The following is a 14,134-nucleotide window of genomic DNA, read 5'->3' on the forward strand; positions in this document are numbered from 1 at the left end:
TGGCCTTGCGAAGCGACCGGAATGAACCATGACTGAAAATGCATCGTCCGTTCCGGACGCAAGACACCAAATCCCGCTGCCCGCGGCGCGGCGCGGCCGCAGGAAGAGCCTCACCGCCTGGCTCTTCATCACCCCGGCCTTCCTCTTTTACGCCGCCTTCGTGCTCGTGCCTTTGATCATGAGCCTTTACTATTCGTTCCTGCGCTGGGACGGTATCGGCGAAGCCCGCTTCCATGGGCTCACCAACTATATAACCGTCCTCACCGACAGCGATCTTCTCCAGATCATCGGCAACGCGTTTCAGCTGGTGCTTTACTTCACCATTATCCCGGTCGGCCTCGGCCTTGCCGTCGCCTCCGCCATTCGCGGGCAGATGAATGGCCGGTTCGGCATGGCGACGCGCACCATCCTCTTCCTGCCGCAGGTCATTCCGCTGGTTGCCGCCGGTATCGCCTGGAGCTGGATGTTTGCCTCGACTGGTCTCGTCAATCAGGCGCTCAAGTCTGTTGGATTGTCGAGCTGGGTCAAGGGTTGGCTCGGCGATTTCGTCTGGGCCCTGCCCGCGGTCGGCGTCATCGGCGCCTGGGTGCTTCTCGGTCTTTGCACCATGCTGCTGGTTACCGGCATTACCAAGATCGACACCAGCCTTTATGAGGCTGCGCGCCTCGATGGGGCCCGCCCCTGGCACGAGTTCCGCTACATCACCCTGCCCGGCCTCCGCCAGGAGATCGGCGTCTGCATCACCGTCACGGTGATCGCTGCGCTTGCCAGCTTCGATATCGTCTACATTTCAACCCAGGGCGGCCCGGGCATTACCACCACCGTGCCGGGGCTTGAAATCTATCGCCTTGCCTTCGCGCATCGTCAGGTCGGCCTCGCCTCGGCGCTGGCCATCGTCCTCATGGTCCTGGTGCTCCTCTCCATCGCCCCGGTCCAATGGTTCACGCGGGACAAGAAATGAAGAGCGCCACCACCAACACTCTGCTCGCCCGCGCGCTTATCGTGCTGCTGATGGCGATCACCCTCCTGCCATTCCTCAGCATGCTCTCGGCCGCGCTCGCTCCGGCCGGCTCCTATCCCAATGGCCTGCAATGGCCTGCCGATCCGCAATGGGGCAATTTCGTCCGCGCCTTCGAAGTCGCCAAGATGGATCAGCTCCTGCTCTCGAGCGGCCTGATCGTCCTCGGCGTCGTACCGGTTGCGGTCCTTCTTGCCACCATGGCCGGTTATGGCTTGGCCAAGCTCACCACCGATAAATACAAGTGGCTCTATCTGGCCTTCGTCTTCGGCCTCACCCTGCCCTTCGAGGCGGTTATCACCCCGCTTTATTATGAAGTGCGGGCCATGGGCCTCCTCAACACGCGCTTTGCCATCATCCTTCCGCTCATCGGCCTCTACATGCCTTTCGGCGTTTATTGGATGCGCGCCCATTTCCTCAATGTGCCGCAGGATCTGAGCGAAGCCGCACAAATCGATGGCGCAACCCGCTGGACCGAATTCTGGTACGTGCAGGTGCCGCTGGCCCGGCCCGCCATCATGTCGCTGACCATCCTCCTGTTCCTCTGGACCTGGAACCAGTTTCTTCTGCCGGTGGTCTTGGTACAGGACCCCATGCAGCGCACCATGGCCGGCGCGCTCGGCGCCTTCCAGGGCCAGTGGGGCACCGACATTCCGCTCCTCTGCGCGGGATCGTTGCTGATCCTTACCCCCACCGTCGTCATCTTCCTTATTTTCCAGCGCCAGTTCGTCGCCGCCCTCATGCAGGGCGCGGTCAAGGGCTGATCGGAGTTTCATCATGGCCGGATTGAGCCTGAAATCGCTGCACAAGACCTATGGCAAGGTCGAGGTCATCAAGGGCGTAGACCTCGAGATCGAGGATGGCGAATTCGTCGTCTTCGTCGGCCCGTCGGGCTGCGGCAAGTCCACCCTCTTGCGGATGATCGCCGGTCTCGAGGACATCACCGGCGGCGAGCTCTATATCGGGGACAAGCTCTGCAACGACGTCGAGCCGCGCGACCGCTCGATTGCCATGGTGTTCCAGTCCTATGCGCTCTATCCGCATATGACGGTCTACGACAATGTCGGCTTTGGCCTCAAACTCGCCAAGACGCCCAAGGATGTCCGCGACCAAAAGATCCGCGAAGCGGCGCGCATCCTGAAAATGGAGCACCTGCTCGATCGCAAACCCGGCCAATTGTCGGGCGGCCAGCGCCAGCGCGTCGCCATCGGCCGTGCCATTGTGCGGCAGCCCGAAGTCTTCCTGTTCGACGAGCCGCTGTCCAATCTCGACGCCGCCCTGCGTGTCGACACGCGCATGGAAATCGCCAAGCTCCATGCCGACCTTGGCGCCACCATGATCTATGTGACGCATGACCAGGTCGAAGCCATGACCTTGGCCGACAAGATCGTCGTGCTCGATGCCGGCGTCGTGCAGCAGGTCGGCAGCCCGATCGAACTTTATCAGCGGCCGCAGAACCTCTTTGTCGCTGGCTTCATCGGATCGCCGAAGATGAACTTTGTCGAGGTGGCGGTTGAGGCCGTGGACGGCGACACAGTCACGGTCGCGAGCAAGGATGTGGCAAGCCTGCGCATTCCAGCCAATTCAACCAGCCTGAACATTGGCGACAAGCTGACCCTCGGCATCCGCCCTCACGACCTCCTTCCGGCCAGCAATGGCGCCATTGTTGGCCGCGTGAGCCTTGTCGAGCGTCTCGGTAACGAGACCATCGTCAATCTGGAGCTGTCCTCCGGCGCTGCCTGGCTTGCCGTGCTCGAAGGCGACCAGCCCCTGCGCATCGGCGAAAGCCTTATCCTGTCGGCCGAGCCACAAAAGGCCATCCTCTTCGACAGGAACGGACTCGCGCTGCTTCGAGCAGCGTAAGTGTCGGCGCTGCCCTGCCATCAAGGCCTACAAGCGAAACAGCATCACGCTCGCCTCCGTCCAGAATAACAGCCGGTCCCAACCGGTCGATCATGGCGCGTTTTTCTGGACGATGCAGTTGCCGCCTGAGGCGATGAGCCTGTCGCACAGGTTTTCGGCCTCCTGGCGCGTCGGAAGTCCGACCATGGCGGAGAACCGGGTGCGCGATCCGAAGCGGGGGTTGCGCACGGTGATGAGGAGCAGGCTCTTGTTTCCGAGAACATCGCCAAATTGCTGCTGCGCGGCGGAAAAACGCGCCTGGGCTTGTTCGGCTGAAGCGCTCTGCGCGATCAGCACGCCCCATGGTTGCCATTCTCCGGACCGGGCCAAGAGATCAGGCGTTCGCACAGCTTCCGCCATGTTCAGGCAGGCGCTATGGAAATCGGCGTCGCTATCGAGGCTGTAATCGACCGCATCGACCGTGCCTGCGAGCCACGCATCGACCGAATGGCTCGTGACGATCATGACATAGGCGCGCGTTTCCGCCGGCAAAGCTCCGCCGCCGTTGGCAACATAGCGCGCAATGCGGGCTTCCCCGCCATTATAGGCCGCGGCCGCAAGGCCGAGATTGCCGAACTTGCGTTCGAGAAACTGCAAATATTCCGCCGATCGCGCCATGGCTTCTGCGGGGTCGAACGGATCGACCAATCCGCGCAGCCGACCGGTCGCAGGCATGAACTGCGCGATTCCCTGAGCGCCGGCCGGGCTAATGGCGGCGGGGTCGAAGCGGCTCTCCTGCCAGATAAGCCGCGCGAAATATCCCACCGGAAGCTGGTAGTGAGCCGCGAACACCTCGATCGCAGTGCAAACGTCCTCTCGATAGCTGTCCTGGCCAATGCAGACGTCCTGCCCACCCACGCCAAAGCATGTCGAACTCTCTTCCGCTTGACCGGCAACCGGTCGCATCAATCCGGCGCTCCCGACAGCAAGCAGGCCAACCACCACGACGGATCGCATCCTCGACCTCAAACCGTGCTGGTACCACCTTCGACGCGCCAACGAGTTCCCCTGTCCATCAATACCGGTTGGTGGGAACAGTAGGTCTTCAATCACGAATAAAAAAGCCCGTGAGACCATGCCTTAACGAAAGGAGTGACGCCGGAGAGCAAGTCAACCTTGCTCAGCCAAGACGCCAGATAAATACGTTGAGAATTGTCCAAAGCATGAAAGGTCGGACCAGGGGTGGAAAGCGGTCAGGCGGGATTTGGCCGGCAACGCCGGAAGGCTGCCGCCGATTCTTTCATGGCCGGATTCCCGTTTTCAATGGGAATGGTCAGAGTAAAGGCGTATCGTCTCGCTTTGGGAGACGTGTAATGGCCTTATCGAGGGTGCTTCTGGACACTGAGATGAGCGTGGCATGCGAAAAATGCGGCGAGCCGATAATACATCAGGGGCGTTGGTTTGCGTCGGTCTGGCGGCTGCGATGCCCGTGTGTGGTACGGTCACGGCCTGGGGCTACGACAAGAAGCTTAAGCTATTCGAGATATACAGAAAGCACATTTAACGCCCGCTATACAATTGGCAATCACCACTCAGGGACTTCCGAAGCCCTAGGTTAGACTTGGCGCGTTATGCTTGCCGCTCCGTAACATTTGCGCGTCCCATCTCTCAAGCAGCGTTAGCCAATCAAAAGATAACGAATGGATTTGATAGAGCCAGGTCATGGTTGCAGGTCTGGTCTGTGTATACTGGCCTCACAGGATTGTTCAAATCATCTTCGCGTTAGTGAACGCCACGATCAAGGCACCAGAACTCCGCCAAGTTCGACGCCTTCGTGCGTTATGACAAGTTGATTTTCAGTGCGTTCGGCCAAGCCACGAGACACAAGAAAGAACACTGCCGCTTCATCGTCAGTACCGAAAAGTCCGTGCAGGAGTACAGGACCTTCCGCCAACTTCCGCAAGAGGCCGTAAGCGTAGGTAGGAATGTGCTCGATGCGGCGCGGACCGGCTGTCCGGTCCTTGTGGAAAGCAGCAGGTTCCACCGTTGGACGCATCAAGTCCGAGGCTTCGTGGGTAAAGCATAAAGCTTCCACCCAAGACCCGACGTTTACCGGAATTTCAGCCTCGCCCGACATCCAAGATTCTACTGTTGCAGGGTCCACCTTCAGCGAATGCGCCAAAGTGGGTGGAGACCACCGAATAATTTCCAAACATTCGCCGAGCCTGTGTGCGCGCAAAATTAGAACTCCTTGGGTTACCATGCCCAGTTTTGACATCGGTAATTGCTGGGTGCAGTAGATTGAACGCTTTTACTCCAGGCCATTTGATCTTCATCAAATGGCGGGATCAACGACCGCGCAGCCTGTCAAATTTCCGTCCTCGCTCTTGGTGAAACAGCCATCGTATCTCCTGTGCCACCAATTCTTGACCCAAAACCGAAAGTTCATAGATTGAAATCATGACCGCAATCACTGTAGCGGTGCCATCCACTACCGGCTCAGTTGCCATGCGGACTGAGATTACCCCGCCTTCGCCATCGCTAAACTGAGCCTCCACCCCCGGCCTGACCGGTGTCCCGCGTACCGCTTGTACGTCGGGCCATGGCCCATTAGCGGGCAGCGTTTTCCTGAAGTCCCAAGACGAGATGTTCTCCAAATCATAGGATGGCATATCGAGAGGCATGAAGCGAACCATGGCCATGTTCTTGGTTGAGCAGAGGCCGGTATGGCTGCCCAATGCCATCCCCACGGGCACCCTTTCAATCACCGCTTTGAATTCTCGCGACGTATGGATGAACCCCTGCGCACCGCAATTATCGAACAGTTCAGCGGCCCATTCCGCCAACAACGTGAGAAGCTCCATAAGGTCACGTTCAGCGTCATCCGCCTGCAATTGTCCAAAGATACGCTCTTCCTCGATCAGAAGCTTCTCGACCATTAACCTTTGATCGGCATTGAGAGCCCCAGCCAGAGTTTTCGAAAAACTTACTATGTTCAGCCGGGCTATAAAGATGGCACGGTTCCAAGGCATCTCTATAGCTTTCTGAAACGATTACACTTCTGCACCAAATTTATCTGATCTTTTCTGCAGCTATTTTATAAACGGGCTCCAGCACTAATTTTTTTTCTTTACTTAGAACTTATCTCGCAGGCCAACAAGACACGCGGGCTGTCCTATTCACCTGGGTCCGGACGCGCGGGACCTACTCGACGCGCCGGAACCTTTGGAGGACCAGTCACTCGATCGTGCGAGAGGGGCATTTGTGACCAATCAGATTGACGACCTTTCTGCAGCCTCCTGCGACGGGCAATGACCGCTTTTGAAAAATTCTTTCAAGAAGACGAACGCCCGAATTAGGGTCGACTTCGGACTTCCGGCAAATCATTGCCCACTTTTGGGATCTGATATCGTCGAAGCGAGCGTGAGCGTCAAATCGGCAAGGCGGCTCATGATGGCGATCAATTGATCTGCGTCGAGGCACCTGGGGCGCTGATAGGGCGGCTCGGGGGCTCGGCCTGCCGGCGATTGGTAGATTTGATTGCAGAGAATGGCAAAGGTCGAGCGCTCGCCCGAAGCGTGGATGATGAGATCCGTTTCAACATACGCACTGCTGCCAATGATGTAGTTCAGGCCGATCCCCTCACCCGGAGTGAGGAGTTCGGCCCCGGCCCAGAGAGCTTTCTGATACCGATGATCCCGCGCGCGGACTCCATGATCTGCTTCGCACTCAGCGTCGGCCCGAGGTGGTCAAGACGAGGGGGATAAACGCGGCAGAGGCGATAGTAATCCGAACAAAGGTCGGAAGCTGCCAATATTGGCAAAAGGTCAGTGCTGATGGTCATGATTGGATGATTGCACCGAAAGCAATTTTTGCCAGCGCTTTATCGCAGGCAATCAATTGAATTTCCTAGGAAACCCGGCATGGGACGTAAACATGTCATCTCCGGATGTTTTCATTCCCGTCCGGCATTCATGCAAAAGGTCGCCGATGCCAATCTCTGTTGAGAGTGACACGCAACTCGAGAACATGACATGGCAAAGGTGCCAACCAAGCAAGCCTCTGAAAGTAAAACCGAAGAACTTCCCGATAGCCTGCTCGAGAAAGTGGCCGGCGGCGGTCAACGCGGCACGAGCGTAGGGGATATCGTGCAGCCCGGCCGCACCGACAATAAGTAGTGATGTTCCGCTAACCAGCGACCGACCGCATCGAATACTTTCATGCGTCCTCGCCGCATGCCATCCTGCCTTGATAGCGATACGGCAGGGAAGATGGTCTCGATGACCGAACCCTGCCGCCTCCTATTTCAGCGACGCCACCGATCCGCCGCCTTCGGATGCGGCAGAGATCGGCGTCAGGGCGCCTTCGGCGCCATAGACTTCACGATACGAGGCCAGGAAGGTTTCGAGGCCGTCGACTGCCGCGATCTGGTTTGCAACCTGGCGGAACTCGTTGCTCGTCGCTTCGATCGGGCCGGTGATGTAGTCGAACATCGGCCACTCGGGCGACGCGACCATGGCATCGGAGTATTTTGAGCGCAGGCGCGCAAGGCCCGCAGCGTCGTTGGTCAGCACATAGCCAACGCCAGCCTGCAACAAACCCATCCGTGCCGTCTTGCTCAGCGGCACGCCGGCTGGTGTCGCGCCATAGAGCGCTTCGATCATCTGGCCCGCCTGCGCATAGCGCTTGGCCTGCCAATGAGCGTCGATGCGCATCAGTTCGACATCCTGGCCCGATAGATCGCGCAACAGGTCGAGCGCCAGCTGGTCACGGCCGCCATCGAGCATGGCGCGCGCTTCAAGGATGCGCCGCTGGCGCTGTACCAATTCCGGCAGGTCCGGCAGACGCGTGTCGTTGAGGACGCGCATGGCGTCGGCCGGCTTGTGTTCGGCGAGATAGATGACGGCAAGATCGGACGCCACCTGTGTCTTGGCGACCCCGCGCAGGCGATTGTCGAGCTGATATTGCAGCAGTTCCGCTGCCTGCGGCAGAAGATCGACCTGGACGAGACGACGCGCCAGGTTCCGGATCATTTCGTCGCCGCGCGCACCGGGCGGGGTCAGCTGCCGGAAATCATAATAGATGCTCAGCGCTTCGACCGGGCCGATGGAATCGGCAAGCCCATTGAGAAAGAGGTCGTTGAACATCTTCTGGGCATCGTCGCTCAGCGCCTGGACCTGGTTGCTTTCCGGGTCGCTGTCGACTGCGGCCATCACCGACTCAAAGCCCTGGCGGTATTCGCCGGTGCGAAAATAGAGATCGGCGAGCATGCCCTGCATCGAGGCTTCCAGCGCATCGCCGCGCCAGAGCAAGGCCTCGGCCGCGAGCGTCTGCGCGCCCTTGACCACGTCGAGCCGCTTTTCCTCGTCGAGAAGCTGCAGCGTGCGGTAGACCGCTTCGGCACGCGACGGACGCACTTCGCTGGCGATCACCTGGCCATAGATGGCAATGGCTTCTTCGGGCTTGCCTTCTTCTTCGGCAATCCGGCCGGAGAGGAGATTGAACTCGGCCACCTGGTCTTCGGTGAGCGAGGCAAAGACCACGTCGCCGATCATTTCCTTGGCCTGTTCGGCGTAATGCTCTTCGAGCGCGGCGCGCGTTGCGGCGAGGAGGAAGGTTTCCCGTGCCCAGGCGGGATAGCTGTCGATGATCGAATAGGCCTGGATCGCATCGGCGCGGGCGCCGCTATAGTCCCCGGTCTTGGAACGGGCAATGGAACGCCAGAAGAGCGCGTCGATATCCTGGTCAAAGCCCGGAGCGCCCAGGGTCGTCAGAGCATCCTTGGGCCGCCCGCCCATGATGTTGGCGATGGCTTCGCTCATATGAACCTTGTCGAGCAGCTCCTCGTTGCGCAGCGTCTCCTCGATAACCCGCAGGATGCCGAGCGCCTCGTATTGCAGGCCATTGGCGATGAAGAAGTTCGCCAGGTCGAGCCGCGCCGCATCACGCGCGCGCCCGTCGCTGGCGGCGGCTGCCGCTTCCAGTTCCTCGCGCTGCGCATTGAACAGCGCATAATCGGGCTGCAGGAGCGGATCGAAATCGACAAAGCTCGCCCGCTGCGTCGGTGCCGACGAGGCCAGATTCTGGCGCAGGGTATCGGTCGCCGAAACTTCGAGCCCATCGTCGGCGCTGATGACGGCGAGGGCATTGTCGAGGCTGACCTGCACCGTGTCCGACTTGGGGCGGATGACGAGGCCGTGCACGCTCTGAAGCGCCGAGAAATCAACATAGTCGAGCGAGCGCGTAATGCCCCTCGCCGGCGGATAGGCCGTGATCACCTCGAGCATATCGCCCACGAGCGGATCCTGGAAGGCATGGATGCGGCCGGGGCGCTCGATATCGGCGACCATTTCGAGATCGCCCCGCATGTCGCGGCGGCGCGTCAGCTGCATCGGTTCAGTCGGCGCCATCATCACGTCGCCCAGCGACAAGACCCACGCCTGCCCTTCCGAGCCCATGGTCGCGAGCCTATCCTGGGAAAGATCGATCCGCACGATCTGCGCATCGTCAGAGCTCGTCACGACGAACTCGCGCGCGATGTTGGACAGGTCCTTCGGATCGTCCGGCGGCTGAATGGCGCTCTGGGTGTCGAACACCAGCCACACCGAATCTCCGCGGCGGAAAATCGCGGCGGGGATATCCTGCTCGAACGGGAAGACGACCCGCACCGTGCTGCCGAGCATCGTGACGAATGGCTTGAGTTTCGGCGGCGCCTCGGCGGTCAGATCTGCCGGCAGCGCAGTGCGCTCGGCCACGGCATTGTGCGTGGTTTCGCCCGACGGTTGCTCCTTGGGCAATTCCGACGCCAGCGCTTCGGCCGTTATTTCCGGCAGCGTGCTGCCTTCGATATCGATATCGATCACGTATTGATTAGGCCCCGTCGAATAGAACCGCGGCGCCACGCCCTTGGCGAACTTGAGCTGCACCGCGCTGCCATCGAGGGAAACGATGTTCTTGGCCGTGACGATCTCCGCAGGGAGATCGGTGACGAGATCGCGCAGGTCGATATCGACCGGCCACTCGAAATCGAGCACCCCCTGCTCGCCCGTCATGTCGAACTTGCCGGCGGTGGGGATCGTCCAGTCGAACTGCAGGCGCAGGAAGGTCGGGTTGCGCCCGATCCTGAGCTGCGCCTTGGGCGCCTGGTCGGCAACCACCCGTGCCTTGCGTTCCTGGTCGGCCCGCAGCGCCACCCGCTCGGCCTTGGCGTTCATTTCGTCTATCGCGTCCTGCGGCAGAGCCGGCGGCGCACCCTGCCAGTTGGACGGCAAAAGATCGATGAACAGCCGCGTTCCCGCTTCGGTGCGGTTAAAGTTGAAAGTCGTCCTCAGCGCGATGCGCAGCCCCTTGCCGGAGGGGTCGAGCCGCGCCACCGAGAGATATTCTGGCATCGTCGCCGTAACGTCGGGCAAGACCATAGAGACCGGCTCGGCAAATTCGAGGCTGAGCACGCCATTGCTCATCCGCATCGAATATTCGGGCATGGTGTCGCGATCGGGAAAACTGATGACGAGCCGGCCATAGCCCTGCTCCTGGGTCGCGAAAAACTGCGCCTGATCCTCAGCCATAGCTGCCGAAATCGAGAGGAAGCTCGCCGACATCATGGCTGCCGCAAGGATGTTCCGCGGCCGCAGCCAACCTTTATCGAACGACTTCTTCACGGCTTCCACCTGCCCGACGCAGTCTGCCAATCGCCACCTAAAGAGGCGAAAAGCCGACGAACTCACTACTGCGCTCAGATTAGGCAGGCATGCTTAACACCCGATTACGCCCGGGCGCTAAAGGCGTTTCGGGCACGCCGATTTTTGCGCCCCTTGCATGAAAAAGGCCCGCAGTTTCAAGGCTGCGGGCCTGATATTTGGCTTACTGCCCGACGATCTGTGGCAAGGCCGCAAGATCGGCCGCGCCCATCTGTTCGGGATTGTCCGAAGTCTCGGCCGCGAGTCGCACGGTCAGCTCTTGGGCCCGCGGCGTCGTCATCGCCGCCAGAATCGGCGCCATATTGCGCGGCGGCATCATCTTGGCGACGCGCAGGAGAACGTCCATCTCCAGCTGATCGAAGATCGCCGCGGCATCTTTGGGCTTCATCGTCTTGTACATCGCAACGATCGAGGCGAACTGGTCTTCCTCGAGCTTCTTGCGCTCGTCGACGAGCGCCGCGATCTGCGCCTCGAGCGATTGCAGCGTGGCTGTCCGCTCGTTGACGCGCTTTTCGGCTGCATCGATCAGCGATGCGCGCATCGAAAGTTCCTGCTCATAGGTTTCGAGTTCGGTGCGGCGCGCTGCGAGACGATCGAGCAGCAGCTGCTCGGTCAGGCCCGGATCGCCCGCCGCGAGGTCGACATTGCCCGATGGCGTCGTCAATTGCGGCACGGCATCCTTGAGCGGCGGACAATCCCCTGGCACGACCGTGAGCTGGCCGCCTTCCGATTCTCCGACCGGCCGTGGCGCACAGGCATTGGCGTCGGCGACGCTGTTTCCGCCATGCTCGCCGCTCGGCGGCGCATTGCCGGCCGCGATGTCCGTCGTTAGCCCCGCAGCCTCGGCGACATCGCCATGGCCAGCCTCGGGCGCTGGCGTCGCGCTGCCTTCCGCCGCAGGTGCACCGTGGCCACCGGCTTCGGCCGCCGGCTGCCCGCCGACTGTCGGCGCCGTGTCGCCAAGCGTGGGCGACGTATCGGCAATGGTCGGCTGCTGCAGGGTCGTCGTGCCTGTGGGCGCCGCGGCGCCGCCATGGTCGCCACCGCTCGGCGCGCCGCCACCGCCGGCAGCTATGGCCTCGGTGACCCCGCTTAGCGCATAATGTCCCTGCGTCACGAGCCCGGCAGTCTTGAGCACCAGGAGCGCGGCGATCACCAGGATGACGACGGGAAGCAGGCGGATCCTGTTCACGCGGCAACTCCACGATTACGGACATGGGTCGACAGCTGTTCGAGCGCCGCGCGCACCTTGTTCGGCTCCTTGCCGTTCATGCGATCGGCATTTTCCGGCGTCACCGGCACCGGCGCGAGAACCGGATGCTGACGGGCGACATTGGTCAGTCGCACGATGCGCTGCATCATGGCCGCGCCCGAATTGATGTGGTTGGCCAGTTCGATTCCGAAGCGCTCGGCTTCTTCGAGCCGCGAGCTCAGCGTCATGTCGGCCTCGATCGCGGTCGACTTCAATTCCTTGATTGCCTGGTTGGCGAGGTTGGTGGCGGTCACGAGATCGCCGACCATTTGCTTGAGGGCCTCGCGGTCGGCATGAAGGCGCGCCAGACGGCGGTTGAGAACAATGCAATACCCCAGGGTCAGCGCCATCAGAACCGCTACCGCAGATTCAATGAACAATCCTGTCGAGAAACCCAACATCAGCGGCCTTCCATAGATTCATCAATTGCCTCGAACGCCGCCATCGTGACCTTGGGCGGGTTGAGGGGGCGGATAACCCGCACGGACACATAATTTCCGATATGGCCCATGATGGCCTCGGTCAGTTCCACATCGCCGCAGCGCAGCAGGATCGGGTCGCTCGGTGAGCGCTCGAACATCACCGTGTCACCGGGCTTGAGCGCGAGAAGACGCGATAGCGGCAGCTCCTGCTCGTGCAATACGGCCTCGATTTCTACGTCCGCCTGGTAGATTTCGGTGGCCAGATGGCCTTCCCAGATCGGATCGCGGCCAAACTTTTCACCCATGAACATCTGCAGCAGCTGTTCGCGGATCGGTTCGATGGTCGCATAGGGCAGAAGGATTTCGATCTTGCCGCCGCGCTCATCCATTTCGATGCGCAGCTCGATCAGGATCGCCGCATTGTTGGGGCGGGAAATCGCTGCAAAGCGCGGATTGGTTTCCATGCGCTCGAGCTTGAAATTAACAGCCGTCACCGGCTCGAAGGCACGCTTGGTATCTTCGAGGATGACCTCGATCAGCCGCTGCGCCAGCGCCAGCTCGATGGTCGTATAGGGCCGGCCTTCGATGCGCATGGTAACGCCAGTGCGGCGGCCGCCGAGCAGCACGTCGATCATCGAATAGATCAGGCTCGAGTCGACCGTGAGCAGCCCATAATTCTCCCATTCCTCGGCCTTGATGACCGAGAGGATGGCAGGCAACGGGATGGAGTTGAGATAGTCCCCGAAGCGGACCGACGAGATCGAGTCGAGAGAGACTTCGACATTGTCGGAGGTGAAATTGCGCAGCGAAGTCGTCGCCAGACGCACGAGGCGGTCGAAGACAATTTCGAGCATCGGCAGACGCTCGTAGCTGACGAGCGCGTTGTTGATGAGCGCCTGCACGCCGCTCAATTCGACATTGCCCGCAGAAGTCGCATCGAACCCGAAGAGGTTGTCGATCTCGTCCTGATTGAGGACGCGCTCGACACCGTCCGAAGCGCCTTCCTGGCTCGCCTTGAGCATGGCAGCCCAGTCTTCTTCGCCGTCTTCACCCTCGCCGGGAATGTTGAAGGTCGGCTTGTCGCTGTCGAGGTCGTCGAGACCCCAATCTTCGGAAAGCTTGTCTTGATCGGAAGGACCGGCCATCACTGCACCAGGAGTTCCTTGAAGAGAATGCTTTCGATCCGAGCGGGATAGACCGCCAGGTTCACGCGGCGTAGCAACTCTTCCTTGAGCCGGTAGACGCCGGCCGAACCTTCGAGATCGCTCTTGCGCAGTTCGCGCATATAGACCTGGAAAGCATCGACCACCTTGGCCAGACGCGGCTGGATTTCCGTCATCATGTGCTCGTCGGCCACTTCCAGGGCGACGGTAAGCTTCATGTAGTTCTGCGCGCCATCGGCACTTTGCAGGTTCACCATCATCGGTTCGAGATTGAAGATGAAGGTATCGGCCGCGCCGGCTGCGCCATGTTCGCCAGAAGCGGCAGCGTCGTGCTCGCCGGCCGCAGCTGCGCCATGCTCTTCCGTCGCCGCAGCGCTGGCGCCGCCCGAAGAGGACATGAAGAAAAACAGGCCCGCGCCGCCGATCAGCACCACAGCGACCGCGGCACCTATGATAATGAAGAGCTTGTTGATGCCCTTCTTGGCAGGCGCCTCGCCGCCAACTTCTGCTTCCGTCGCCATCGCGAACCCCAAGAGATGAATTCGTAGACCGGTCGATTCCGGCCCCCTCTCCACCTAATGCCATCTTGGTTAATGCTTGGTTACTTTTACCCCTGACCCGGCAAGTTCTGCCGAGCAGGATTTGCCGCCGCACCAGATGTAGCACCGGCAGGATTAACCTACCGAATTCAGCAACATATTGATTTTACTTAAGTTCTGAGCTTGGCACGGTTTCTG

General features: G+C 60.5%; 12 protein-coding genes. 4 read left to right on the forward strand and 8 right to left on the reverse strand.

The genetic code is table 11. From position 1 onward, the window contains the following. Positions 1 to 28 precede the first annotated feature (28 nt). The 3 genes from VW35_RS05225 to VW35_RS05235 are packed head-to-tail and all read left to right on the forward strand — an operon-like array spanning position 29 to position 2,881. Positions 29 to 961: a carbohydrate ABC transporter permease gene (locus VW35_RS05225; protein ID WP_083982448.1), complete on the forward strand. Its 933-nt coding sequence runs from the start codon at positions 29 to 31 to the stop codon at positions 959 to 961. Continuing rightward, a complete protein-coding gene (locus VW35_RS05230) occupies positions 958 to 1,782 on the forward strand; it encodes a carbohydrate ABC transporter permease (protein WP_046141952.1) in 825 nt (274 codons plus the stop codon). The genes VW35_RS05225 and VW35_RS05230 overlap by 4 nt, the downstream gene beginning before the upstream one ends. 13 nt (positions 1,783 to 1,795) lie before the next feature. Continuing rightward, on the forward strand, positions 1,796 to 2,881 hold the full coding sequence (locus tag VW35_RS05235; protein WP_046141953.1) for an ABC transporter ATP-binding protein: 1,086 nt from the start codon (positions 1,796 to 1,798) through the stop codon (positions 2,879 to 2,881). Between the two features lie 90 nt (positions 2,882 to 2,971). Here the strand turns inward: VW35_RS05235 and VW35_RS05240 are convergent, their stop codons facing one another. From VW35_RS05240 to VW35_RS05250, 3 genes are all read right to left on the reverse strand, one after another. Further along, positions 2,972 to 3,826, reverse strand: coding sequence for a lytic transglycosylase domain-containing protein (locus VW35_RS05240; protein WP_046142510.1), 855 nt, complete (start codon positions 3,824 to 3,826; stop codon positions 2,972 to 2,974). Positions 3,827 to 4,658: 832 nt separating this feature from the next. After that, positions 4,659 to 5,138: a hypothetical protein gene (locus VW35_RS05245; protein WP_152662488.1), complete on the reverse strand. Its 480-nt coding sequence runs from the start codon at positions 5,136 to 5,138 to the stop codon at positions 4,659 to 4,661. Positions 5,139 to 5,208: 70 nt separating this feature from the next. Next, positions 5,209 to 5,799, reverse strand: coding sequence for a hypothetical protein (locus VW35_RS05250; protein ID WP_152662489.1), 591 nt, complete (start codon positions 5,797 to 5,799; stop codon positions 5,209 to 5,211). Between the two features lie 1,095 nt (positions 5,800 to 6,894). On the opposite strand from VW35_RS05250, the gene VW35_RS21500 reads away from it, so the two are divergent. Beyond that, a complete protein-coding gene (locus tag VW35_RS21500; protein ID WP_161796860.1) occupies positions 6,895 to 7,038 on the forward strand; it encodes a hypothetical protein in 144 nt (47 codons plus the stop codon). A gap of 123 nt (positions 7,039 to 7,161) precedes the next feature. Here VW35_RS21500 and VW35_RS05255 read toward each other — a convergent pair whose 3' ends face one another. The 5 genes from VW35_RS05255 to VW35_RS05275 form a co-directional block, all read right to left on the reverse strand. Continuing rightward, positions 7,162 to 10,521, reverse strand: coding sequence for a tetratricopeptide repeat protein (locus VW35_RS05255; protein ID WP_152662490.1), 3,360 nt, complete (start codon positions 10,519 to 10,521; stop codon positions 7,162 to 7,164). Positions 10,522 to 10,723: 202 nt separating this feature from the next. Next, positions 10,724 to 11,752 (reverse strand): MotE family protein, encoded by a 1,029-nt coding sequence (locus VW35_RS20445; RefSeq protein ID WP_052951514.1) that lies wholly within the window; start codon positions 11,750 to 11,752, stop codon positions 10,724 to 10,726. Continuing rightward, positions 11,749 to 12,213 carry a DUF6468 domain-containing protein gene (locus VW35_RS05265; protein ID WP_052951515.1) on the reverse strand — a complete coding sequence of 155 codons (465 nt, stop codon included), beginning with the start codon at positions 12,211 to 12,213 and terminating at the stop codon, positions 11,749 to 11,751. Before VW35_RS05265 ends, VW35_RS20445 begins: the two co-directional genes overlap by 4 nt. After that, entirely contained in the window at positions 12,213 to 13,379 is a 1,167-nt protein-coding gene (gene fliM, locus VW35_RS05270; RefSeq protein ID WP_046141957.1) for a flagellar motor switch protein FliM, read from the reverse strand. Before fliM ends, VW35_RS05265 begins: the two co-directional genes overlap by 1 nt. Continuing rightward, positions 13,379 to 13,918 carry a flagellar basal body-associated FliL family protein gene (locus VW35_RS05275; protein WP_046141958.1) on the reverse strand — a complete coding sequence of 180 codons (540 nt, stop codon included), beginning with the start codon at positions 13,916 to 13,918 and terminating at the stop codon, positions 13,379 to 13,381. The genes fliM and VW35_RS05275 overlap by 1 nt, the downstream gene beginning before the upstream one ends. Positions 13,919 to 14,134 lie beyond the last annotated feature (216 nt).

Source organism: Devosia soli (assembly GCF_000970455.1).
GTDB classification, from domain to species: Bacteria; Pseudomonadota; Alphaproteobacteria; order Rhizobiales; family Devosiaceae; genus Devosia; species Devosia soli.